This is a genomic window from Pseudomonas sp. E1BtOHC1 (assembly GCF_058744285.1).
Window position 1 is genome coordinate 1,247,573 of sequence record NZ_CP196023.1, and the last position, 19,154, is coordinate 1,266,726.

At 62.4% G+C, this 19,154-nt stretch carries 18 protein-coding genes; 17 read left to right on the plus strand and 1 reads right to left on the minus strand.

Features of this window, described 5'->3' with window-relative positions; translation table 11 throughout:
• Nucleotides 1-3: 3 nt before the first annotated feature.
• From ACSSVC_RS05770 to ACSSVC_RS05780, 3 genes are read left to right on the plus strand one after another with little or no spacing between them, the layout of a single operon-like run.
• A complete protein-coding gene (locus ACSSVC_RS05770; RefSeq protein ID WP_446439530.1) occupies nt 4-249 on the plus strand; it encodes a hypothetical protein in 246 nt (81 codons plus the stop codon).
• A gap of 32 nt (nt 250-281) precedes the next feature.
• On the plus strand, nt 282-536 hold the full coding sequence (locus tag ACSSVC_RS05775) for a hypothetical protein (RefSeq protein WP_011058771.1): 255 nt from the start codon (nt 282-284) through the stop codon (nt 534-536).
• Nucleotides 537-569: 33 nt separating this feature from the next.
• Nucleotides 570-1,139, plus strand: coding sequence for a lipocalin family protein (locus ACSSVC_RS05780; RefSeq protein ID WP_346634209.1), 570 nt, complete (start codon nt 570-572; stop codon nt 1,137-1,139).
• Nucleotides 1,140-1,216: 77 nt separating this feature from the next.
• Here the strand turns inward: ACSSVC_RS05780 and ACSSVC_RS05785 are convergent, their stop codons facing one another.
• On the minus strand, nt 1,217-2,581 hold the full coding sequence (locus ACSSVC_RS05785; RefSeq protein WP_492612068.1) for a formimidoylglutamate deiminase: 1,365 nt from the start codon (nt 2,579-2,581) through the stop codon (nt 1,217-1,219).
• A gap of 107 nt (nt 2,582-2,688) precedes the next feature.
• Here ACSSVC_RS05785 and hutC point away from each other — a divergent pair, with 107 nt between their 5' ends.
• From hutC to dtd, 14 genes are all read left to right on the plus strand, one after another.
• On the plus strand, nt 2,689-3,438 hold the full coding sequence (hutC, locus tag ACSSVC_RS05790) for a histidine utilization transcriptional repressor HutC (RefSeq protein ID WP_123724121.1): 750 nt from the start codon (nt 2,689-2,691) through the stop codon (nt 3,436-3,438).
• On the plus strand, nt 3,435-4,007 hold the full coding sequence (locus ACSSVC_RS05795; protein ID WP_346634434.1) for a HutD/Ves family protein: 573 nt from the start codon (nt 3,435-3,437) through the stop codon (nt 4,005-4,007). Before hutC ends, ACSSVC_RS05795 begins: the two co-directional genes overlap by 4 nt.
• A 416-nt stretch (nt 4,008-4,423) precedes the next feature.
• Nucleotides 4,424-6,106: a urocanate hydratase gene (gene hutU, locus ACSSVC_RS05800; protein WP_346634435.1), complete on the plus strand. Its 1,683-nt coding sequence runs from the start codon at nt 4,424-4,426 to the stop codon at nt 6,104-6,106.
• Nucleotides 6,107-6,235: 129 nt separating this feature from the next.
• A complete protein-coding gene (locus ACSSVC_RS05805) occupies nt 6,236-7,705 on the plus strand; it encodes a purine-cytosine permease family protein (protein WP_404938085.1) in 1,470 nt (489 codons plus the stop codon).
• A 75-nt stretch (nt 7,706-7,780) separates the two neighbouring features.
• A complete protein-coding gene (locus ACSSVC_RS05810; RefSeq protein WP_404938086.1) occupies nt 7,781-8,746 on the plus strand; it encodes an ABC transporter substrate-binding protein in 966 nt (321 codons plus the stop codon).
• Between the two features lie 72 nt (nt 8,747-8,818).
• Nucleotides 8,819-9,670, plus strand: coding sequence for an ABC transporter permease (locus tag ACSSVC_RS05815; protein WP_346634438.1), 852 nt, complete (start codon nt 8,819-8,821; stop codon nt 9,668-9,670).
• Nucleotides 9,667-10,497, plus strand: a complete 831-nt coding sequence (locus ACSSVC_RS05820; RefSeq protein WP_346634439.1) for a quaternary amine ABC transporter ATP-binding protein — start codon at nt 9,667-9,669, stop codon at nt 10,495-10,497. Before ACSSVC_RS05815 ends, ACSSVC_RS05820 begins: the two co-directional genes overlap by 4 nt.
• Nucleotides 10,498-10,566: 69 nt before the next feature.
• Nucleotides 10,567-12,090 carry an HAL/PAL/TAL family ammonia-lyase gene (locus ACSSVC_RS05825; RefSeq protein ID WP_492612069.1) on the plus strand — a complete coding sequence of 508 codons (1,524 nt, stop codon included), beginning with the start codon at nt 10,567-10,569 and terminating at the stop codon, nt 12,088-12,090.
• 116 nt (nt 12,091-12,206) lie between these two features.
• Complete coding sequence (gene hutH / locus ACSSVC_RS05830; RefSeq protein WP_492612070.1) at nt 12,207-13,745, plus strand: histidine ammonia-lyase; 1,539 nt, start codon at nt 12,207-12,209, stop codon at nt 13,743-13,745.
• Between the two features lie 126 nt (nt 13,746-13,871).
• A complete protein-coding gene (locus ACSSVC_RS05835; protein WP_346634442.1) occupies nt 13,872-15,284 on the plus strand; it encodes an amino acid permease in 1,413 nt (470 codons plus the stop codon).
• Nucleotides 15,285-15,296: 12 nt separating this feature from the next.
• Nucleotides 15,297-16,502, plus strand: coding sequence for an imidazolonepropionase (gene hutI / locus ACSSVC_RS05840; RefSeq protein ID WP_404938088.1), 1,206 nt, complete (start codon nt 15,297-15,299; stop codon nt 16,500-16,502).
• Nucleotides 16,503-16,512: 10 nt separating this feature from the next.
• Complete coding sequence (gene hutG, locus ACSSVC_RS05845; protein WP_404938089.1) at nt 16,513-17,313, plus strand: N-formylglutamate deformylase; 801 nt, start codon at nt 16,513-16,515, stop codon at nt 17,311-17,313.
• Nucleotides 17,314-17,529: 216 nt separating this feature from the next.
• A complete protein-coding gene (gene pip, locus ACSSVC_RS05850; protein WP_346634445.1) occupies nt 17,530-18,501 on the plus strand; it encodes a prolyl aminopeptidase in 972 nt (323 codons plus the stop codon).
• Nucleotides 18,498-18,935 (plus strand): D-aminoacyl-tRNA deacylase, encoded by a 438-nt coding sequence (dtd, locus tag ACSSVC_RS05855; RefSeq protein ID WP_346634446.1) that lies wholly within the window; start codon nt 18,498-18,500, stop codon nt 18,933-18,935. The genes pip and dtd overlap by 4 nt, the downstream gene beginning before the upstream one ends.
• Nucleotides 18,936-19,154: the final 219 nt, after the last annotated feature.

Here is a 19,154-nt window from a genome sequence, read left to right on the forward strand (position 1 = left end):
TAAGTGAACTACCGCGATGGGCTGGTCAACGAGGGGCGTCAATTTGCCACAGTGGAGGGCTTTACGCTGCAGTTATGTCGACTGGCCATTACTGAAGATGAGGCCTCGTGGAGAAAAACCGACGAACAGCAGGGCAAGGCGAAAAGGTGTTTGATTTACCGGGAAAATGCCCACAGAGCCGGGCAAGAAATACCCGGCTCTCCGGGGAACCAGAAGGGGCTTTTCTCTTCTAAGCTTCTGGTTGGCTGACAGGCCTTCCCCCTTTCGTCCAGGAGTTCACCATGTCCCTGCGTTCTCTCGCTCTGTTGTCGTTCTGCGTGCTGCTGGCTGCGTGCAGCAAGGTCAATCAGGAAAACTATTCCAAGCTCTCGGCGGGCATGCCCAAGGCCGAGGTTGAACAACTCCTGGGCAAGCCGACTGACTGTTCGGGCGCGCTGGGCATGTCCAGTTGCACCTGGGGTGACAAGAACAGCTTTATCAGCGTGCAGTATGCCGGTGACAAGGTTCTGATGTTTTCCGGGCAAGGCCTGAAGTAAAAACCGGGGCTTCGGGCCCGCGGGAGAAAAATAATGATGCGTTTTGTTTTCACTCTTCTGGTCGGCCTGCTCTTGGCCGGCTGCGCCACGTCCCGGGACGATTCGCTGGCGCCCAAGACTATCAACCACGTCGATCTCAAGCGCTATCAGGGGACCTGGTACGAGTTGGCGCGGTTGCCGATGTATTTCCAGCGTAACTGCGCGCAATCCGAGGCCCGCTATACCTTGCTGCCGGATGGCACCGTGGCGGTGCTCAACCGCTGCCTGACTCCGGAGTGGAAGTGGGAGGAGGCTCGTGGCACGGCAACGCCTCAGGTACCGGGCAAGACCGACAAGCTCTGGGTCGAGTTCGATAACTGGTTCTCGCGACTGCTGCCGGGGGCAACCAAGGGCGACTATTGGGTGTTGTATGTCAGCGATGACTACAAGACCGCCATTGTCGGCAATCCGAACCGCCGTTACCTGTGGTTGCTGTCGCGCACGCCGGAGGTCAACGAGACGGTGCGTGAAGAGTTGCTGAGCAAGGCGCGTCAGCAGGGTTATGACACCACGCGGTTGATCTGGCGGGTGTCGGACTCGGCCATGGCCCAGACCTCGAAATAGACCTGTAGGAGCCGGCTTGCCGGCGAAGGCGCTCTCATGGACGCTTTCGCCGGCAAGCCGGCTCCTATGCCTATGGGTCAGTTGAGCAGGTCGCGCAGGACCTGGGTGAAGGCCTGGTTACTGTCTTCTTCGGCGGCGTGACGGCCGTCACGCACGACCCATTGGCCATCCACCATCACATCCCATACCTGGCGGTCGCCGCCGGCAAACAGCCAGCGGTTGAGAATCCCGTCGCCATCCGCCGTGGCCAGGTAAGGGTCGTTGCCATCCAGTACCAGCCAGTCGGCACGCTTGCCCACGGCCAATGTACCTATGGGTTGCCCCAGCGCCTGGGCACCGCCATCGAGCGCGGCATCGTACAAAGTGCGGCCGACCATGGGCTGGTCCGCGCGGTACAGACGGTTGCGACGCTGGTCCCGCAGGCGTTGGCCGTACTCCAGCCAGCGCAGTTCTTCCACCACGCTCAAAGACACATGGCTGTCAGAGCCGATGCCCAGGCGTCCGCCTTGGGCGAGGAACTCCACCGCCGGGAAGACGCCGTCGCCCAGGTTGGCCTCGGTGGTCAGGCACAGGCCGGCAATGGCCCGGCTTTCGGCCATGAGGCTGACTTCTTGCGGATTGGCGTGAGTGGCGTGGGCCAGGCACCAGCGTTGATCCACCTCGACATTTTCATACAACCATTGCAGTGGGCGACGTCCGCTCCAGGTCAGGCAGTCGTCGACTTCCTTCTGCTGTTCGGCAATGTGGATGTGCACCGGGCACTGGCGGTCACTGGCGGCCAGGACTTCGCTGATCTGCTGTGGCGTGACCGCGCGCAACGAGTGAAAGCACAGGCCCAGTTGCTGGTTGGCCTGTTGCGCCAGCAGAGGCTGCAAGCGCTGTTGCAGCTGGAGGTAGTTTTCCGTGCTGTTGATAAAGCGGCGTTGGCCGTCATTGGGGGCCTGGCCGCCGAATCCCGAATGGCTGTACAGCACGGGCAGCAAGGTCAGTCCGATACCGGTGCCGGCGGCGGCCTGGCTGATGCGTCGGGACAGCTCGGCAGGGTCGGCGTAGGGTTGGCCGTCGGTGTCGTGATGCACGTAGTGGAATTCCGCCACCGAGGTGTAGCCGGCCTTGAGCATTTCGATGTACAGCTGGCGGGCGATGATCTCCAATTGTTCAGGGCTGATCTTGCCCACCAGGCGGTACATCAGGTCGCGCCAGGTCCAGAAGCTGTCGTTGGGATTGCCGGCCACTTCCGCCAGCCCGGCCATGGCTCGCTGGAAAGCGTGGGAGTGCAGGTTGGGCATGCCGGGTAGCAGCGGGCCCTTGAGCCGCTCTGCACCTTCCGCACTGGCGTTGGCCTGGATGTGAGTCAGCAGGCCGTCGGCGCTGACTTCAAGACGTACATCGTTGGCCCATCCGTTAGGCAGCAGCGCGCGTTCGGCGAAGAAGGCGGACATGGTTCAAGCACCCCATCGTGTGTTATTTGTATATACATATACAGACGTTTGCCTGCTCGGTAAACTCCGGCAAGCTAGTCACCTTTTTTGCTCAACAAGGATTTCCCGTGCCGACTCCGCCTGCCAAATCGCCGCTGGCTGCCCATCTGGGCGATAGTCCGGCGCCCTTGTATGCCCGCGTCAAACAGATGATCACCCAGCAGATCGAGAGCGGAAACTGGCCGCCGCATTACCGCGTTCCCTCGGAAAGCGAACTGGTCAATCAGCTGGGCTTCAGCCGCATGACCATCAACCGCGCGCTGCGGGAAATGACCGCTGAGGGCATGCTGGTGCGCATGCAGGGCGTGGGGACCTTCGTCGCCGAACCCAAGAGCCAGTCGGCCTTGTTCGAAGTGCATAACATTGCCGACGAGATCGCCTCTCGCGGTCATCGCCACACCTGCCAGGTCGTCACCCTGGGCGAAGAGGCTGCCGGTTCCGAGCGCGCCCTGGCCCTGGACATGCGCGAAGGCCAGAGGGTTTTCCACTCGCTGATCGTGCATTTCGAGAACGACATCCCGGTGCAGATCGAGGATCGCTTCGTCAACGCCCTGGTGGCGCCGGAGTACCTCAAGCAGGACTTCACCCTGCAAACCCCCTACGCCTATCTGTCCCAGGTCGCCCCATTGACCGAGGGCGAGCATGTGGTGGAGGCGATTCTCGCCGAGCCTGAAGAGTGCGAGCTGCTGCAGATCGAGCGTGGCGAGCCGTGCCTGTTGATTCGGCGTCGCACCTGGTCCGGGCGCCAGCCGGTGACCGCCGCCCGCTTGATCCACCCCGGTTCCCGTCATCGTCTGGAAGGGCGCTTTCATAAATGATCCAGTCCACTTTGTTACGCGCCGCCGATTACCCGCGCATGCCGTGGAAAAACGGCGGCGGCAGCACCGAAGAAATCACTCGTGATGCCGGCACTGGCCTGGAAGGGTTTGGCTGGCGCCTGTCGATTGCCGATATCGGCGAATCCGGCGGCTTTTCCAGCTTTGCCGGTTATCAGCGGATCATCACCGTGCTGCAGGGTGCGGGCATGCAACTGACGGTCGATGGCGAAGAGGTACGGCCCTTGCTGCCCCTGGACCCCTTTGCCTTCAGCGGTGCCAGCCAGGTGAATTGCACCCTGCTGGAGGGGGCGATCCGCGATTTCAACCTGATCTATTGCCCTGAGCGTTACGTCGCTCGCTTGCAGTGGTTCGATGGTCAGCAACGTTTCTTCACCCAGGCACACACCGTGCTGGTGTTCAGTGCTGCCGAACAGGCCTGGGTGGACACGGGTAGCACTCCGGTGCAGGCATTGGGGCGTTATGACTGCCTGCGCCTGGATGACAATGCCGGGGTTGTGGAAATCGCCACCGATGGACGCTGCTGCGTCATCGAGCTCACCGCCATCTGATCATTGTGGGTGGGTGCAGGCCGGGATACGGCCTGCGCCTGCTGCCGGCTTCTCTCTTCTATTCGCTCCCTCGCTGCGCCAGAACCCCTGTGCGCACCTGTCGTGCAGAACGGGCGCACATTTCCCTGCAGTTGCTGTTTCTCTCGCGCACCAGTTTGTTACCGAACGCCCCAGCACAGCGCAAAACCGAGTTTTGGTAACAGCTTCGTTGCGGCCAAAAATCTCTTCTAGAAAATTCTCGCCCTGTTGAAAGCCTTGTCCAGCAAGGCCTGCGGTTTTCTCCCAAGGTTTTTCAGTTACGTCTCAAGCGAGTTGGCCGCTTGATTGCATATGCTTGTATGTACAAGTAAATATGTGTGCGTAAGAGTCGATGGAATCCTCTTCGCACCTTGGACTCATCGCCGAGGAGTTTTTCCGTGACTGACAGCAAACCCACCAAATTCCGCAATGTCGAAATTCGCGCCGCACGCGGCAACAAGCTGACCGCCAAGAGCTGGCTGACCGAAGCGCCGCTGCGCATGCTGATGAACAACCTCGACCCGGAAGTTGCCGAGAACCCCAAGGAACTGGTGGTCTACGGCGGCATTGGTCGCGCCGCGCGCAACTGGGAGTGCTACGACAAGATCGTCGAAGCCCTGACTCAGCTGAATGACGACGAGACCCTGCTGGTGCAATCCGGTAAGCCGGTGGGCGTGTTCAAGACCCACAGCAACGCGCCACGGGTCCTGATCGCCAACTCCAACCTGGTGCCGCACTGGGCCAGTTGGGAGCACTTCAATGAGCTGGACGCCAAGGGCCTGGCCATGTACGGCCAGATGACCGCCGGCAGCTGGATCTATATCGGTAGCCAGGGCATCGTCCAGGGCACCTACGAAACCTTCGTTGAAGCCGGTCGCCAGCACTATGATTCCAACCTCAAGGGCCGCTGGGTTCTGACCGCCGGCCTCGGCGGCATGGGCGGCGCACAACCGCTGGCCGCGACCCTGGCCGGGGCTTGCTCGCTGAACATCGAGTGCCAGCAGATCAGCATCGACTTCCGCCTCAAGACTCGCTACGTCGACGAGCAGGCCACTGACCTGGACGACGCCCTGGCGCGGATCAAGAAGTACACCGCCGAAGGCCGCGCGATCTCCATCGCCCTGTGCGGCAACGCCGCTGAAATCCTTCCGGAACTGGTACGCCGTGGCGTGCGTCCGGACATGGTCACCGACCAGACCAGCGCCCACGATCCGCTCAACGGCTACCTGCCCAAAGGCTGGACCTGGGAGCAGTACCGCGACCGCGCCAAGACCGAGCCCGCTGCCGTGATCAAGGCCGCCAAGCAGTCCATGGCCGAGCACGTCAAAGCCATGCTGGCCTTCCAGAAAATGGGCGTTCCGACCTTCGACTATGGCAACAACATCCGCCAGATGGCCCAGGAAGAGGGCGTGGAAAACGCTTTCGACTTCCCAGGTTTCGTCCCGGCCTATATCCGTCCGCTGTTCTGCCGCGGCATCGGCCCGTTCCGTTGGGCGGCGCTGTCCGGTGATCCTCAGGACATCTACAAGACCGACGCCAAGGTCAAGGAACTGATCCCCGACGACGCCCACCTGCACAACTGGCTGGACATGGCGCGTGAGCGCATCAGCTTCCAGGGCCTGCCGGCGCGGATCTGCTGGGTCGGCCTGGGCCAGCGCGCCAAGCTGGGTCTGGCGTTCAACGAGATGGTGCGCAGCGGCGAGTTGTCGGCGCCGATCGTCATTGGTCGCGATCACCTGGACTCCGGCTCCGTAGCCAGCCCGAACCGTGAAACCGAATCCATGCAGGACGGTTCCGACGCCGTGTCCGACTGGCCGCTGCTCAACGCCCTGTTGAACACCGCCAGTGGCGCGACCTGGGTTTCCCTGCACCATGGCGGTGGCGTTGGCATGGGCTTCTCCCAGCATTCGGGGATGGTCATCGTCTGCGACGGTACCGATGAAGCAGCCGAGCGGATTGCCCGGGTGCTGCACAACGATCCGGCCACCGGGGTCATGCGGCATGCCGATGCCGGCTACCAGATCGCTATCGATTGCGCCAAGGAACAGGGCCTGAATCTGCCGATGATCACCGGCAAATAACCACCCCTCCCTGTCGGAGCCAGCTTGCTGGCGAAGCAAGCACCGCGGTGCATCAGCTACACCGCCTCGCGAGCAAGCGCGCTCCTACAGTGGAAATCGTCTGCAGTGCCCATTAGAGGTTTGACGTCCATGGCTTCATCGAATGATCGTGCAAGCAACAAGCCGTTGATCGAAAGGCGTTCGATCGACTACATCCCGGAAGCGGAAAGACACGGTCGTCTATTGAGCCAGTTCACCCTGTGGCTGGGTGCCAACCTGCAGATCACGGCTATCGTCACCGGCGCTCTGGCGGTGGTGTTGGGCGGTGATGTGTTCTGGTCGTTGATCGGTCTGTTGATCGGGCAACTGCTGGGCGGCGGGGTGATGGCGCTGCATGCGGCGCAAGGGCCGCAACTGGGGCTGCCGCAGATGATCTCCAGCCGCGTGCAGTTCGGTGTGTATGGCGCGGTGATTCCTCTGGTGCTGGTGTGCCTGATGTACGTCGGCTTTTCCGCCAGCGGCTCGTTGCTGGCCGGGCAGGCGGTGGCGCAATTGCTGCACGTCGAGGACTGGGTCGGCATTGTGCTGTTCGCCGGCTCGATCATGGTCTTCACCATTTTTGGCTACCGGGTGATCCACGGTATCGGTCGCATCGCCAGCGTGCTTGGCGTGGTGGCTTTCATCTATCTGTTCTACAAGCTGCTGGCAGGCAACGATATCGCGGCCTTGCTCGGCAACAAGCATTTCTCACTGGCCAGCTTCCTGTTGGCGGTGTCGCTGTCGGCCTCTTGGCAGATTGCCTTTGGCCCCTATGTGGCCGATTACTCGCGTTATCTGCCGCGCAGCACTTCGGCGGCAAAAACCTTCTGGGCGGTTGGCCTGGGTTCGGTGATCGGCGCCCAGGCCTCAATGGTCTTCGGGGTGTTTGCCGCGGCGCTGGCCGGTTCCCAGTTCGCCCATCATGAGGTGTCGTTCATCGTCAGCCTCGGTGGTACCGGGATCGTCGCCGGCCTGCTGTATTTTGCGGTGGCCTTCGGCAAGGTCACGGTGACCACCCTGAACGCCTACGGCAGCTTCATGTCGATCGCCACCATCATCAGCGGCTTCCGCGGCAGCCGGCATATCGGCAGTGGCGTGCGCCTGCTCTACATCTTCCTCATGGTGTCGATCGCCGCGGCGCTGGCACTGCTGGGCAAGGACTCGTTCCTCAAGGACTTCTCCGCCTTCATCCTGTTCCTGCTGGCGTTCTTCACGCCCTGGAGCGCGATCAACCTGGTGGACTTCTATTGCATCACCAAAGAGCGCTATGACATCCCGGCCCTGTCCAACCCGGACGGCCGCTACGGGCGCTGGAATGCCATGGGCATCTCCATTTATGTGTTCGGCGTGCTGATCCAGATGCCGTTCATCTCCACCCACTTCTATACCGGCCCCCTGGTGGCGAGTCTTGGCGATACCGATATCTCCTGGATCATCGGCCTGGTGGTGCCCGCGGCGTTGTACTACGTCTGCGCGAAGAAGTGGCATGGCGCGGTGCCCGAGCACCTGATCCTGCCGGTAGAGCAGGACGCGCCCAACGAACAAAAGCTGAGTCAGGCCCGTCGCGCTGCTGCGGTGTGAGTCTTGACGGGACGTGGACAGGGCTGGATGCCTCTTAACTGCCGTAAGCCAACTCATGATTAGGAGCGTCACACAATGAAAATGCATAAGACCCTGCTGACCACGTTGCTGTCCTTGGGCTTGCTGGCCGCTTCCGGCGCCCAGGCGGCCGGCTGGTGCGAGTCGGGCAAAACGGTGAAGTTCGCCGGTCTGAATTGGGAAAGCGGCATGTTGCTGACCGACGTCCTGCAGTTTGTTCTGGAGAAGGGCTACGACTGCAAGACCGACAGCCTGCCGGGCAACTCCATCACCATGGAGAACGCCCTGGGCAGCAATGACATCCAGGTCTTCGCCGAAGAGTGGGTGGGCCGCAGCGAGGTGTGGAACAAGGCCGAGAAGGCCGGCAAGGTCGTGGGTGTCGGCGCACCGGTGGTGGGCGCCGTCGAAGGCTGGTATGTGCCGCGTTATGTGATCGAGGGCGACGCCAAGCGCAAGCTCGAAGCCAAGGCGCCGGACTTGCAGAACATCGCCGACCTGGGCAAGTACGCCAGCGTGTTCAAGGACCCGGAAGAGCCGACCAAGGGCCGCTTCTACAATTGCCCGGCCGGCTGGACCTGTGAGCTGGACAACAGCGAGATGCTCAAGAGCTACGGCCTGGAAAGCAGCTACACCAACTTCCGTCCGGGCACCGGCCCGGCCCTGGATGCGGCGGTGCTGTCGAGCTACAAGCGTGGCGAACCGATTCTCTTCTACTACTGGTCGCCGACCCCGCTGATGGGCCAGGTGGATCTGGTCAAGCTGGATGAGAAACCCGGCGTCGACAAGAGCGTGAGCATCAAGGTCGGCCTGTCCAAGACCTTCCACGACGAAGCCCCGGAGTTGGTGGCGGTACTGGCCAAGGCCAACCTGCCCATCGACCTGCTCAACCAGAACCTCGCGCGCATGACCCGCGAGCGCATCGAGTCGCCGAAACTGGCGAAAATCTTCCTCAAGGAACATCCTGAAGTCTGGCACGCATGGGTGAGTGACGACGCAGCCAGGAAAATCGACGCGGCCTTGTAGGTCGGGCTTTTCCGGCGGTTCACAAGAGCCGTCGGAGGCTGGACCACAACCTCCTTTGATCGAGAATTTCTTATGTTTCCAGAAAGCTTCACCTTTTCCATCGCCGACTGGGTCAACGGCTGGGTCGACTCCCTGGTGACCCACTACGGCGATGTGTTCCGGCACATCTCCGACACCCTGTTGTGGGCCATCGTCAACCTTGAAGGCCTGCTGCGCGCGGCGCCCTGGTGGCTGATGCTGGCGATTGTCGGCGGCATCGCCTGGCATTCCACCCGCAAGCTGCTGACCACGGCGGTGATTGTCGGCCTGCTGTTCCTGGTGGGCGCCGTCGGCCTGTGGGACAAGCTGATGCAGACCCTGGCGCTGATGCTGGTGGCGACGGTGATCTCGGTGCTGATCGGCATTCCCCTGGGGATCCTCTCGGCCCGCAGCAACCGCCTGCGTTCGGTATTGATGCCGCTGCTGGACATCATGCAGACCATGCCCAGCTTCGTGTACCTGATCCCGGTGCTGATGCTGTTTGGCCTGGGCAAGGTGCCGGCGATCTTCGCCACGGTGATCTACGCCGCACCGCCGCTGATTCGTCTCACCGACCTGGGCATCCGCCAGGTGGACGGTGAAGTGATGGAGGCGATCAACGCCTTCGGTGCCAACCGCTGGCAACAGCTGTTCGGCGTACAACTGCCCCTGGCCCTGCCGAGCATCATGGCGGGGATCAACCAGACCACCATGATGGCCCTGTCGATGGTGGTGATCGCCTCGATGATCGGCGCCCGTGGCCTGGGCGAGGATGTGCTGGTGGGGATCCAGACCCTCAACGTCGGGCGCGGCCTGGAAGCCGGGTTGGCGATCGTGATTCTGGCGGTGGTGATCGACCGCATTACCCAGGCCTATGGTCGTCCACGCCATGAGGTGAACAAATGAACAACGCTGCCGTCAGCAAGATCGAAGTCAAGAACGTCTTCAAGATATTCGGCAACCGTTCCGCCGACGCCCTGGCGATGATTGGCCAAGGCAAGGGCAAGGACCAGGTGCTGGCCGAAACCGGTTGCGTAGTGGGGGTCAACGACCTGTCCCTGAGCATCGGCACCGGTGAGATCTTCGTCATCATGGGCCTGTCCGGTTCCGGCAAGTCGACTCTGGTGCGTCACTTCAACCGCCTGATCGACCCCACCAGTGGGGCGATCCTGGTGGATGGCGAAGACATCCTGCAATACGACATGGAAGCCCTGCGCCAATTCCGTCGACACAAGATCAGCATGGTGTTCCAGAGCTTCGGTCTGCTGCCCCACCGCAATGTCCAGGACAACGTCGCCTACGGCCTCAAGGTGCGTGGCGAGAGCAAGTCGGTGTGCGCCGAGCGGGCCTTGCACTGGATCAACACCGTGGGCCTCAAGGGTTACGAGAAGAAGTACCCGCACCAGCTGTCCGGCGGCATGCGCCAGCGCGTCGGCCTGGCCCGGGCCCTGGCTGCTGACACCGACATCATCCTCATGGACGAAGCCTTCAGCGCCCTGGACCCGTTGATCCGTGCCGAGATGCAGGACCAGTTGCTCGAGCTGCAGAAGACCCTGCACAAGACCATCGTCTTCATCACCCACGACCTGGACGAGGCGGTACGCATCGGCAATCGCATCGCGATTCTCAAGGACGGCCGCCTGATCCAGGTGGGGACGCCGAAGGAGATCCTGCATTCGCCGGCGGATGAATACGTCGATCGTTTCGTCCAGCGTCGCGCCGCCACAGTGTAGGAGCCGGCTTGCCGGCGAAAGGTCCGGCAAAGCGGCAGACAACCCAAGGTTTGCAAGAAGAGGTCCCCGATGTCCCAGGCTGAAAAAATCGTTATCGTCGACGCCCCCCTGGGTTGGCAGGATGTAGTCGCCGTCGCCCGTCATGGCGCGCAGCTCGAGCTGTCGGCCCAGGCCTGGGCGCGTATCGACAATGCCCAGGCCATCGTCCGCCAGGTGGTGAACAGCGGCGAGCGCGCCTATGGCATCAGCACGGGCCTTGGCGCCTTGTGCAACGTGGTGCTGGCCGGTGAGCAACTCAGCCAGCTATCGCGCAATACCTTGCTCAGCCATGCCTGCGGTGTCGGGCCGGCGCTGGCCGACGAACAGACTCGGGCGATCCTCTGCGCCGCCATCATCAACTACAGCCATGGTAAATCCGGTATCCACCGGCAGGTGGTCGAGGCGTTGCTGGCCCTGCTCAATCGCGGCATCACCCCACAAGTGCCGTCCCAGGGGTCGGTGGGTTATCTGACCCATATGGCCCACATTGGCATCGCCTTGCTGGGCGTCGGTCAGGTCAGCTATCGCGGTCGCATTGTTTGCGCCGAACAGGCCCTGGCCGAAGAGGGGCTGCAGCCGGTGCAACTGGGGGCCAAGGATGGCTTGTGCCTGGTCAACGGCACGCCGTGCATGACGGGTCTGAGCTGTCTGGCCCTGGCCGATGCCAGCCGCCTGTTGCAATGGGCCGACGTGATCGGCGCCATGAGCTTCGAAGCCCAGCGGGGCCAGATCGACGCCTTCGATGCCGAGATCATCGCCCTCAAGGCGCACCCCGGCATGCAGGTGGTGGGCAGCAATCTGCGGGCCTTGCTCGATGGCAGTGAAGTCATCGCCGCTAGCCGCGGCATTCGCACCCAGGACGCCTTGAGTATCCGCTCCATTCCCCAGGTACATGGTGCAGCCCGGGATCAGTTGGCCCATGCGATCAAGCAGGTAGAAACCGAGCTCAATGGAGCTACCGACAACCCGTTGCTGCTGGGCACCCCGGATCACTATCGGGTGGTGTCTCAGGCCAACCCTCACGGGCAATCGGTGGCTCTGGCGGCGGATCTGCTGGCCATCGCCATGGCTGAGATCGGCTCCATTGCCGAACGTCGCCTGGACCGCTTGATCAACCCCCATGTCAGCGGCTTGCCGGCATTCCTGGTGAGCGAGCCCGGGGTCAACTCCGGAATGATGATCGTGCAGTACGTGGCGGCCTCGCTGTGTGCGCAGAACCGTCAGTTGGCCCAGCCGGCGGTGCTGGACAACTACGTGACTTCGGGCCTGCAGGAGGACCACTTGAGCCTGGGCACCAACGCCGCGCTGAAGCTGCATCAGGTGCTGGAGAACTGCACCCAGATCCTGGCCATCGAGTACCTGCTGGCCGCCCAGGCCTTCGAATTTCTCAAGGAGCAGCGCTTCGGCACCGGCACCGGTATCGCCTGGTGCCTGCTGCGCGAGCGGATTGCGGCCTATGACCAGGACCGCTGGCTGGCGCCGGACATTGCCGGCGCCGCGGCGCTGCTCAAGGACCCTTTGCTGCTGCCCAAACGTTTTTCCAAAGTGCAATAAACCGTTTTTCCCATAACCAGCGTGCCAAGGCGTCACTCGCTCGATACTGCGAGTGACGACGGATAACGGAAGCTTCCGGAGCGACTGGTAGTTATTACAAAACTCTCAAAAGGAGCATGAATGTGACTGCGCTAAACCTGATTCCCGGCCAACTGACCCTGGCCCAACTGCGGGCCATCTATCAGCAGCCGCTGACCCTGACCCTGGATGACAGCGCCTCGGCGCAGATCGACGCCAGCGTCGCTTGTGTCGAGCAGATTCTCGCCGAGAACCGCACCGCCTACGGGATCAACACCGGGTTTGGCCTGCTGGCTTCGACCCGCATCGCCAGCGCCGACCTGGAAAACCTCCAGCGTTCCCTGGTGCTGTCCCATGCCGCCGGCGTGGGCGAGCCCATCAGCGACGATCTGGTGCGCCTGATCATGGTGCTCAAGGTCAACAGCCTGAGCCGCGGTTTCTCCGGCATCCGCCGTCAGGTGATCGATGCCCTGATCGCCCTGATCAACGCCGAGGTCTATCCGCATATTCCACTCAAGGGCTCGGTGGGCGCTTCCGGCGACCTGGCGCCTTTGGCCCACATGTCCCTGGTGCTGCTGGGTGAGGGCAAGGCGCGCTACAAGGGGCAATGGCTGGACGCCACTGCGGCCCTGGAAGTCGCCGGCCTCAAGCCGCTGACCCTGGCCGCCAAGGAAGGCCTGGCGCTGCTCAACGGCACCCAGGTGTCCACCGCATACGCCCTGCGCGGTCTGTTCGAAGGCGAAGACCTGTTCGCCGGTGCCCTGGTCTGTGGCGGCCTGACGGTGGAAGCCGTGCTGGGTTCGCGCTCGCCGTTCGATCCACGGATTCACGCCGCTCGCGGCCAGCGCGGGCAGATCGATACCGCTGCGGCCTATCGCGCCTTGCTCGGCGACAGCACCGAGGTGTCCGCCTCGCACCAGAACTGCGACAAGGTTCAGGACCCGTACTCCCTGCGTTGCCAGCCGCAAGTGATGGGCGCCTGCCTGACCCAGTTCCGCCAGGCGGCCGAAGTGCTGGTGGTCGAAGCCAACGCCGTATCCGATAACCCGCTGGTGTTCGCAGCCGAAGGCGATGTGATTTCCGGTGGCAACTTCCACGCCGAACCCGTGGCCATGGCGGCCGACAACATGGCCCTGGCCATCGCCGAGATCGCTTCCCTGAGCGAGCGCCGTATCTCGCTGATGATGGACAAGCACATGTCCCAGCTGCCGCCGTTCCTGGTGGCCAATGGCGGGGTCAACTCCGGCTTCATGATCGCCCAGGTGACCGCTGCGGCCCTGGCCAGCGAGAACAAGGCCCTGGCCCACCCGCACTCGGTGGACAGCATTCCCACCTCCGCCAACCAGGAAGACCACGTGTCCATGGCTCCGGCCGCCGGCAAGCGCCTGTGGGAAATGGCCGAGAACACCCGCGGTGTTCTGGCCGTGGAATGGCTGGCGGCCTGTCAGGGCCTGGACCTGCGCGAAGGCCTGAAAACCTCGCCGACCCTGGAAAAAGCCCGTGCCACCCTGCGCGAGAAAGTGGCGTATTACGAGAAGGACCGTTTCTTTGCACCGGATATCAACGCTGCCAGCGAATTGTTGGCTTCGCGGTGCCTGAACGACCTGTTGCCGGCTCAGTTGCTGCCGAGCCTCTAAGACACTTTCGCCGGCCAGCGGGCTCCTGCGGGGGCTGCGCGTCGGCGAAATCTTTGGGTGGGCCGGGCCTTGGCTATTGAGGGTCGGTCCACCGCTTTCTCTGATAAGAATAATTAGGGACGAGAAATGACACAGCAAACCCAAGGATTGAAACGCGGGCTGACGGCCCGCCACATTCGCTTCATGGCCCTGGGGTCGGCCATTGGCACCGGGTTGTTCTACGGGTCGGCCTCCGCCATCCAGATGGCCGGCCCGGCCGTGCTGCTGGCCTACCTGATTGGTGGCGCAGCGGTGTTCATGGTGATGCGCGCCCTGGGGGAGATGGCCGTGCACAACCCGGTGTCCGGCTCCTTCGGGCAGTACGCCAGTCAGTACCTGGGGCCTTTGCCGGGCTTTATCCTGGGCTGGACCTACGCGTTCGAGATGCTCATCGTTTGTCTGGCGGACGTCACTGCTTTTGGCATCTATATGGGCTTCTGGTTTCCCGAAGTAGCACGCTGGATCTGGGTACTGGGCATCGTCCTGCTGATCGGCGGCCTCAACCTGTGCAGCGTCAAGGTCTTCGGCGAGATGGAGTTCTGGTTGTCGCTGCTCAAGGTCGGGGCGATCGTCGCCATGATCCTCGGCGGGTTCGGCATCATGATGTTCGGTATCGGCAGTGCGGCCACCGAGCAGGCCACCGGCGCCAGCAACCTCTGGGCCCATGGCGGCTTCATGCCCAATGGCATTGGTGGGGTGATCGCGTCCTTTGCGGTGGTGATGTTCGCCTTTGGCGGTATCGAGATCATCGGTGTCACCGCCGGCGAGGCCAAGGACCCACAGCGGGTCATCCCCAAGGCGATCAACGCGGTGCCTCTGCGCATCTTGCTGTTCTACGTACTGACCCTGTTCGTGCTGATGTCGATTTTCCCCTGGCCGCAGATTGGCACCCAGGGCAGCCCCTTCGTGCAGATATTCGACAGCCTGGGCATCAGTTCGGCAGCCACCATCCTCAATATCGTGGTGATTTCGGCGGCGGTATCGGCGATCAACAGCGATATCTTTGGTGCCGGGCGCATGATGTACGGCCTGGCCCAGCAAGGACAGGCGCCCAAGGGCTTTGCCCAGGTGTCCAAGGCCGGCGTGCCGTGGATGACCGTGGTGGTGATGGCCGTGACGCTGTTGGGCGGCGTGGTATTGAACTACCTGATCCCGGAAAACATCTTCCTGCTGATCGCGTCCCTGGCCACCTTCGCCACGGTCTGGGTGTGGCTGATGATTCTTCTGACCCACGTGGCGATGCGTCGCTCCATGAGCGCCGAGCAAGTGGCCCGGTTGCAGTTCAAGGTGCCGTTCTGGCCTTGGGCGCCGGCAGCGGCGATTGCCTTCATGCTGTTCATCTTCGGCGTCCTGGGCTATTTCCCGAAAACCCAGGCGGCGCTGATGGTGGGCGTGGTGTGGATCGTTCTGCTGGTGGTGGCCTATATGCTGTGGGTCAAGCCGGTGGCGGGGCAGGCTCAGCAGATCCGCGTCGATTCTTCTTTACCTACTGATCATTAACGGAGGCCCTGGATGAAAACTCTTTGGCAACACTGCAACGTCGCCAGCATGGCCTCGGGTATCTACTCGATCATCGAGGACGCGGCCATGGTGACGTCAGGGGCGCACATCGAGTGGATCGGCCGGCGCTCGGAGGCGCCGGCCGGCGACTACGCCCAGGTCAAGGACCTGGCTGGAGCCTGGGTAACCCCGGGCTTTATCGATTGCCACACCCACACGGTATTTGGCGGCAACCGCAGCGGCGAGTTCGAGCAGCGCCTGCAGGGCGTGAGCTACGCCGAGATCGCCGCGGCCGGTGGCGGTATCGCCAGCACCGTACGGGCGACCCGCGCAGCCACTGAAGAGGAACTGTTCGTCAGCGCCCGCAAGCGTCTGCTGAGCCTGCTGCGGGACGGTGTCACCAGCGTCGAGATCAAGTCCGGCTACGGCCTGGACCTGGCCAGCGAGCGCAAGATCCTGCGGGTGATCCGCCGTCTCGGCGAGGAGTTGCCGGTCAGTGTGCGCAGCACCTGCCTGGCGGCCCACGCCCTGCCGCCGGAATATGCCGAGCGCAGTGACGACTACATCGAGCATATCTGCAGCGAGATGCTCCCGGCCCTTGCGGCCGAGGGGCTGGTGGATGCCGTGGATGCCTTCTGTGAGTACCTGGCGTTCTCCCCAGCCCAGGTGGAGCGGGTATTCATTGCCGCGCACAAGCTAGACCTGCCGGTGAAACTGCATGCCGAACAATTGTCGTCCTTGCATGGCTCGAGCCTGGCAGCGCGCTACCGGGCGCTGTCTGCCGATCACCTGGAGTTCATGACCGAGGACGATGCCATTGCCATGGCGACATCGGGGACCGTGGCCGTGCTGCTGCCGGGGGCTTTCTATTTCCTCCGGGAAACTCAGTTGCCACCGATGGATGCCCTGCGCAAGCACGGGGTGAAGATTGCCGTGGCCAGCGACCTCAATCCCGGGACTTCGCCGGTGCTGTCGCTGCGCCTGATGCTGAACATGGCCTGCACCTGTTTGCGTATGACGCCGGAGGAGGCGTTGGCCGGGGTCACCTTGCACGCGGCCCAGGCCCTGGGCATGGCGCAGACCCATGGTTCGCTGGAAGTGGGCAAGGTGGCGGACTTTGTCGCCTGGCAGATCGATCGTCCCGCCGACCTGGCCTACTGGCTGGGCGGTGACCTGGAAAAACGCGTCGTGCGACACGGCGTTGAAGTGACTGTTTAGGAGACGGGTTGTGGATAAGGTTCTGACATTCAAACAAGGCCGGGTGCCCCTGCTGATCAGCATGCCCCATGCCGGTACGCGCCTGACGCCGGCAGTGATGGCCGGTCTGGTTCCACAGGCGCAAAGCCTGCCGGACACCGACTGGCACATTCCACGGCTGTATCAGTTCGCCGAGGAGCTGGGGGCCAGCACCCTGGCGGCCGAATATTCGCGTTTCGTCATCGACCTGAACCGGCCTTCCGATGACAAACCGCTGTACGTCGGTGCTACCACTGGCCTGTATCCGGCGACGCTGTTCGATGGCGAGCCGTTGTTCGTCGAAGGGCAGGCGCCGTCCAAAGAAGAGCGGCAGCAATACCTGGAACAGGTCTGGGGGCCCTATCACCGCACCCTGCAAGAGGAGCTGGCGCGGCTCAAGGCCGAGTTCGGCTATGCCTTGCTGTTCGATGCCCACTCCATTCGTTCGCTGATCCCTCATCTGTTCGAGGGCAAGCTGCCGGACTTCAACCTTGGCACCTTCAACGGCGCCAGCTGCGATGCGCAACTGGCCAGCCGTCTGGAGAGCATCTGCGCCGCCCATGGCGATTACACCCACGTGCTCAACGGTCGGTTCAAGGGGGGGCATATCACCCGGCATTACGGTAACCCGGCCGAGCACATTCATGCGGTGCAACTGGAACTGGCGCAGAGCGCCTATATGGAGGAGTTCGAGCCGTTCCGCTATCGCGAGGACCTGGCGGCACCGACCCAGGTGGTGCTCAAGGCATTGCTGCAGGGGCTGCTGGCCTGGGGGCAGGAGCGTTACCGCTGACATTGCTTTGGCCAGCAAGCTGGCTCCTACCGCGGATGCACGCCTTTATATAGGAGCGAGCTTGCTCGCCAAGCGCCCTGCGCGACTCGTCGCAATCCCCTGAACAACCCTGTTTTCTTCAAGGACATGCTCATTGCGTAATTCGGGTTTATGATGCCAAACGGCAGAATAAATGAAGTCCCACCAGGGATGAACCCGACCTCCACGGAGCGCGTAATGCAGACTTTGTACCCGCAGATCAAACCCTATGCCCGGCACGATCTGGCCGTCGACAAGCCCCATGTGCTGTATGTCGACGAAAGTGGTTCACCGGAAGGTTTGCCGGTGGTGTTCATTCACGGTGGTCCGGGCGCGGGCTGTGATGGGGCGAGTCGCTGCTATTTCGACCCGAACCTGTACCGCATCGTCACCTTCGACCAGCGCGGTTGCGGACGTTCCACCCCCCACGCCAGTCTGGAAAACAACACCACCTGGGACCTGGTGGCGGACCTGGAGCGGATTCGCCAGCACCTGGGCATCGACAAATGGGTGCTGTTCGGCGGCTCCTGGGGTTCGACTCTGGCCCTGGCCTATGCCCAGGCCCACCCGGATCGAGTGCTGGGCCTGATCGTGCGGGGCATCTTCCTGGCCCGTCCCCAGGAAATCCAGTGGTACTACCAGTGCGGCGCCAGCCGTCTGTTCCCGGATTACTGGCAGGACTATGTGGCGCCGATTCCCCTGGAGGAGCGGCATGACCTGGTCAGCGCCTTCCACAAGCGCCTGACCGGCAATGACCAGATCGCCCAGATGCATGCCGCCAAGGCCTGGTCGGGTTGGGAAGGGCGCACCGCGACCCTGCGTCCGAACCCGCTGGTGGTGGACCGCTTCTCCGAGCCGCAGCGGGCGCTGTCGATTGCCCGGATCGAATGCCATTACTTCATCAACAACGCTTTCCTCGAACCCGACCAGCTGATCCGCGACATGGGCAAGATCGCCCATCTGCCCGGGGTCATCATCCACGGTCGCTACGACGTGATCTGCCCCCTGGACAACGCCTGGGAGCTGCATCAGGCCTGGCCCAACAGCGAGTTGCAGGTGATTCGCGATGCGGGTCATGCCGCCTCCGAACCGGGCATCACCGACGCCCTGGTACGAGCCACTGATCAGATGGCTCGCCGCCTGCTCGACCTGCCGCCTGAAGAAGCATGAAGGGGCTGTTGCAGCGTGTAACCGGCGCGCGGGTTGAAGTGGCCGGGGAAATAGTCGGTGCGGTGGATCAGGGTTTGCTGGTGCTGGTGGCGGTGGAGCCCGAGGACACTCGGGCCAGCGCCGACAAACTCCTGCATAAGCTGCTTAACTATCGGGTGTTCAGCGATGCTGAAGGCAAGATGAACCTGTCCCTGACGGATGTGCAGGGCGGGCTGCTGCTGGTGTCGCAGTTCACCTTGGCGGCAGACACCAAAAGCGGGTTGCGTCCGAGCTTTTCCACGGCTGCGCCACCTGCACTCGGTGAGGAGCTTTTTGACTACCTGATAGCGAAGGCGCAACAGTTGCATAGCAAAGTGGCATCAGGGCGTTTTGGCGCGGACATGCAGGTGCATCTGGTCAATGATGGCCCGGTAACCTTCCTGTTACAGACCTGAAAGCGCCTGAAACATCTTTTTCCACCGATTTGGGCCGGAAACTGCTGTTTTTCGCGATAAATACTTTGTTACCCCTGATGCGTTGTAACGCGGGCTACTAGATAATCGCGCGCTACGGGGATCAGCGTTCGTTGGTCCATTTTGACTTTAGTAGAGACTTGTCCACGGCCGCTTGGGGAATCATTTAGCCCCATCGGAGTCGGAACAATGCTCGCCAAC

What these genes read in the sequence shown, in the direction of transcription:
- ACSSVC_RS05775 (WP_011058771.1), top strand. Translation starts at nt 282, where the DNA reads ATGTCCCTGCGTTCTCTCGCTCTGTTGTCGTTCTGCGTGCTGCTGGCT.
- ACSSVC_RS05780 (WP_346634209.1), top strand. Translation starts at nt 570, where the DNA reads ATGATGCGTTTTGTTTTCACTCTTCTGGTCGGCCTGCTCTTGGCCGGC.
- ACSSVC_RS05785 (WP_492612068.1), bottom strand. Translation starts at nt 2,581, where the DNA reads ATGTCCGCCTTCTTCGCCGAACGCGCGCTGCTGCCTAACGGATGGGCC.
- ACSSVC_RS05795 (WP_346634434.1), top strand. Translation starts at nt 3,435, where the DNA reads ATGATCCAGTCCACTTTGTTACGCGCCGCCGATTACCCGCGCATGCCG.
- ACSSVC_RS05805 (WP_404938085.1), top strand. Translation starts at nt 6,236, where the DNA reads ATGGCTTCATCGAATGATCGTGCAAGCAACAAGCCGTTGATCGAAAGG.
- ACSSVC_RS05810 (WP_404938086.1), top strand. Translation starts at nt 7,781, where the DNA reads ATGAAAATGCATAAGACCCTGCTGACCACGTTGCTGTCCTTGGGCTTG.
- ACSSVC_RS05815 (WP_346634438.1), top strand. Translation starts at nt 8,819, where the DNA reads ATGTTTCCAGAAAGCTTCACCTTTTCCATCGCCGACTGGGTCAACGGC.
- ACSSVC_RS05820 (WP_346634439.1), top strand. Translation starts at nt 9,667, where the DNA reads ATGAACAACGCTGCCGTCAGCAAGATCGAAGTCAAGAACGTCTTCAAG.
- ACSSVC_RS05825 (WP_492612069.1), top strand. Translation starts at nt 10,567, where the DNA reads ATGTCCCAGGCTGAAAAAATCGTTATCGTCGACGCCCCCCTGGGTTGG.
- hutH (WP_492612070.1), top strand. Translation starts at nt 12,207, where the DNA reads ATGAATGTGACTGCGCTAAACCTGATTCCCGGCCAACTGACCCTGGCC.
- ACSSVC_RS05835 (WP_346634442.1), top strand. Translation starts at nt 13,872, where the DNA reads ATGACACAGCAAACCCAAGGATTGAAACGCGGGCTGACGGCCCGCCAC.
- hutI (WP_404938088.1), top strand. Translation starts at nt 15,297, where the DNA reads ATGAAAACTCTTTGGCAACACTGCAACGTCGCCAGCATGGCCTCGGGT.
- pip (WP_346634445.1), top strand. Translation starts at nt 17,530, where the DNA reads ATGCAGACTTTGTACCCGCAGATCAAACCCTATGCCCGGCACGATCTG.
- dtd (WP_346634446.1), top strand. Translation starts at nt 18,498, where the DNA reads ATGAAGGGGCTGTTGCAGCGTGTAACCGGCGCGCGGGTTGAAGTGGCC.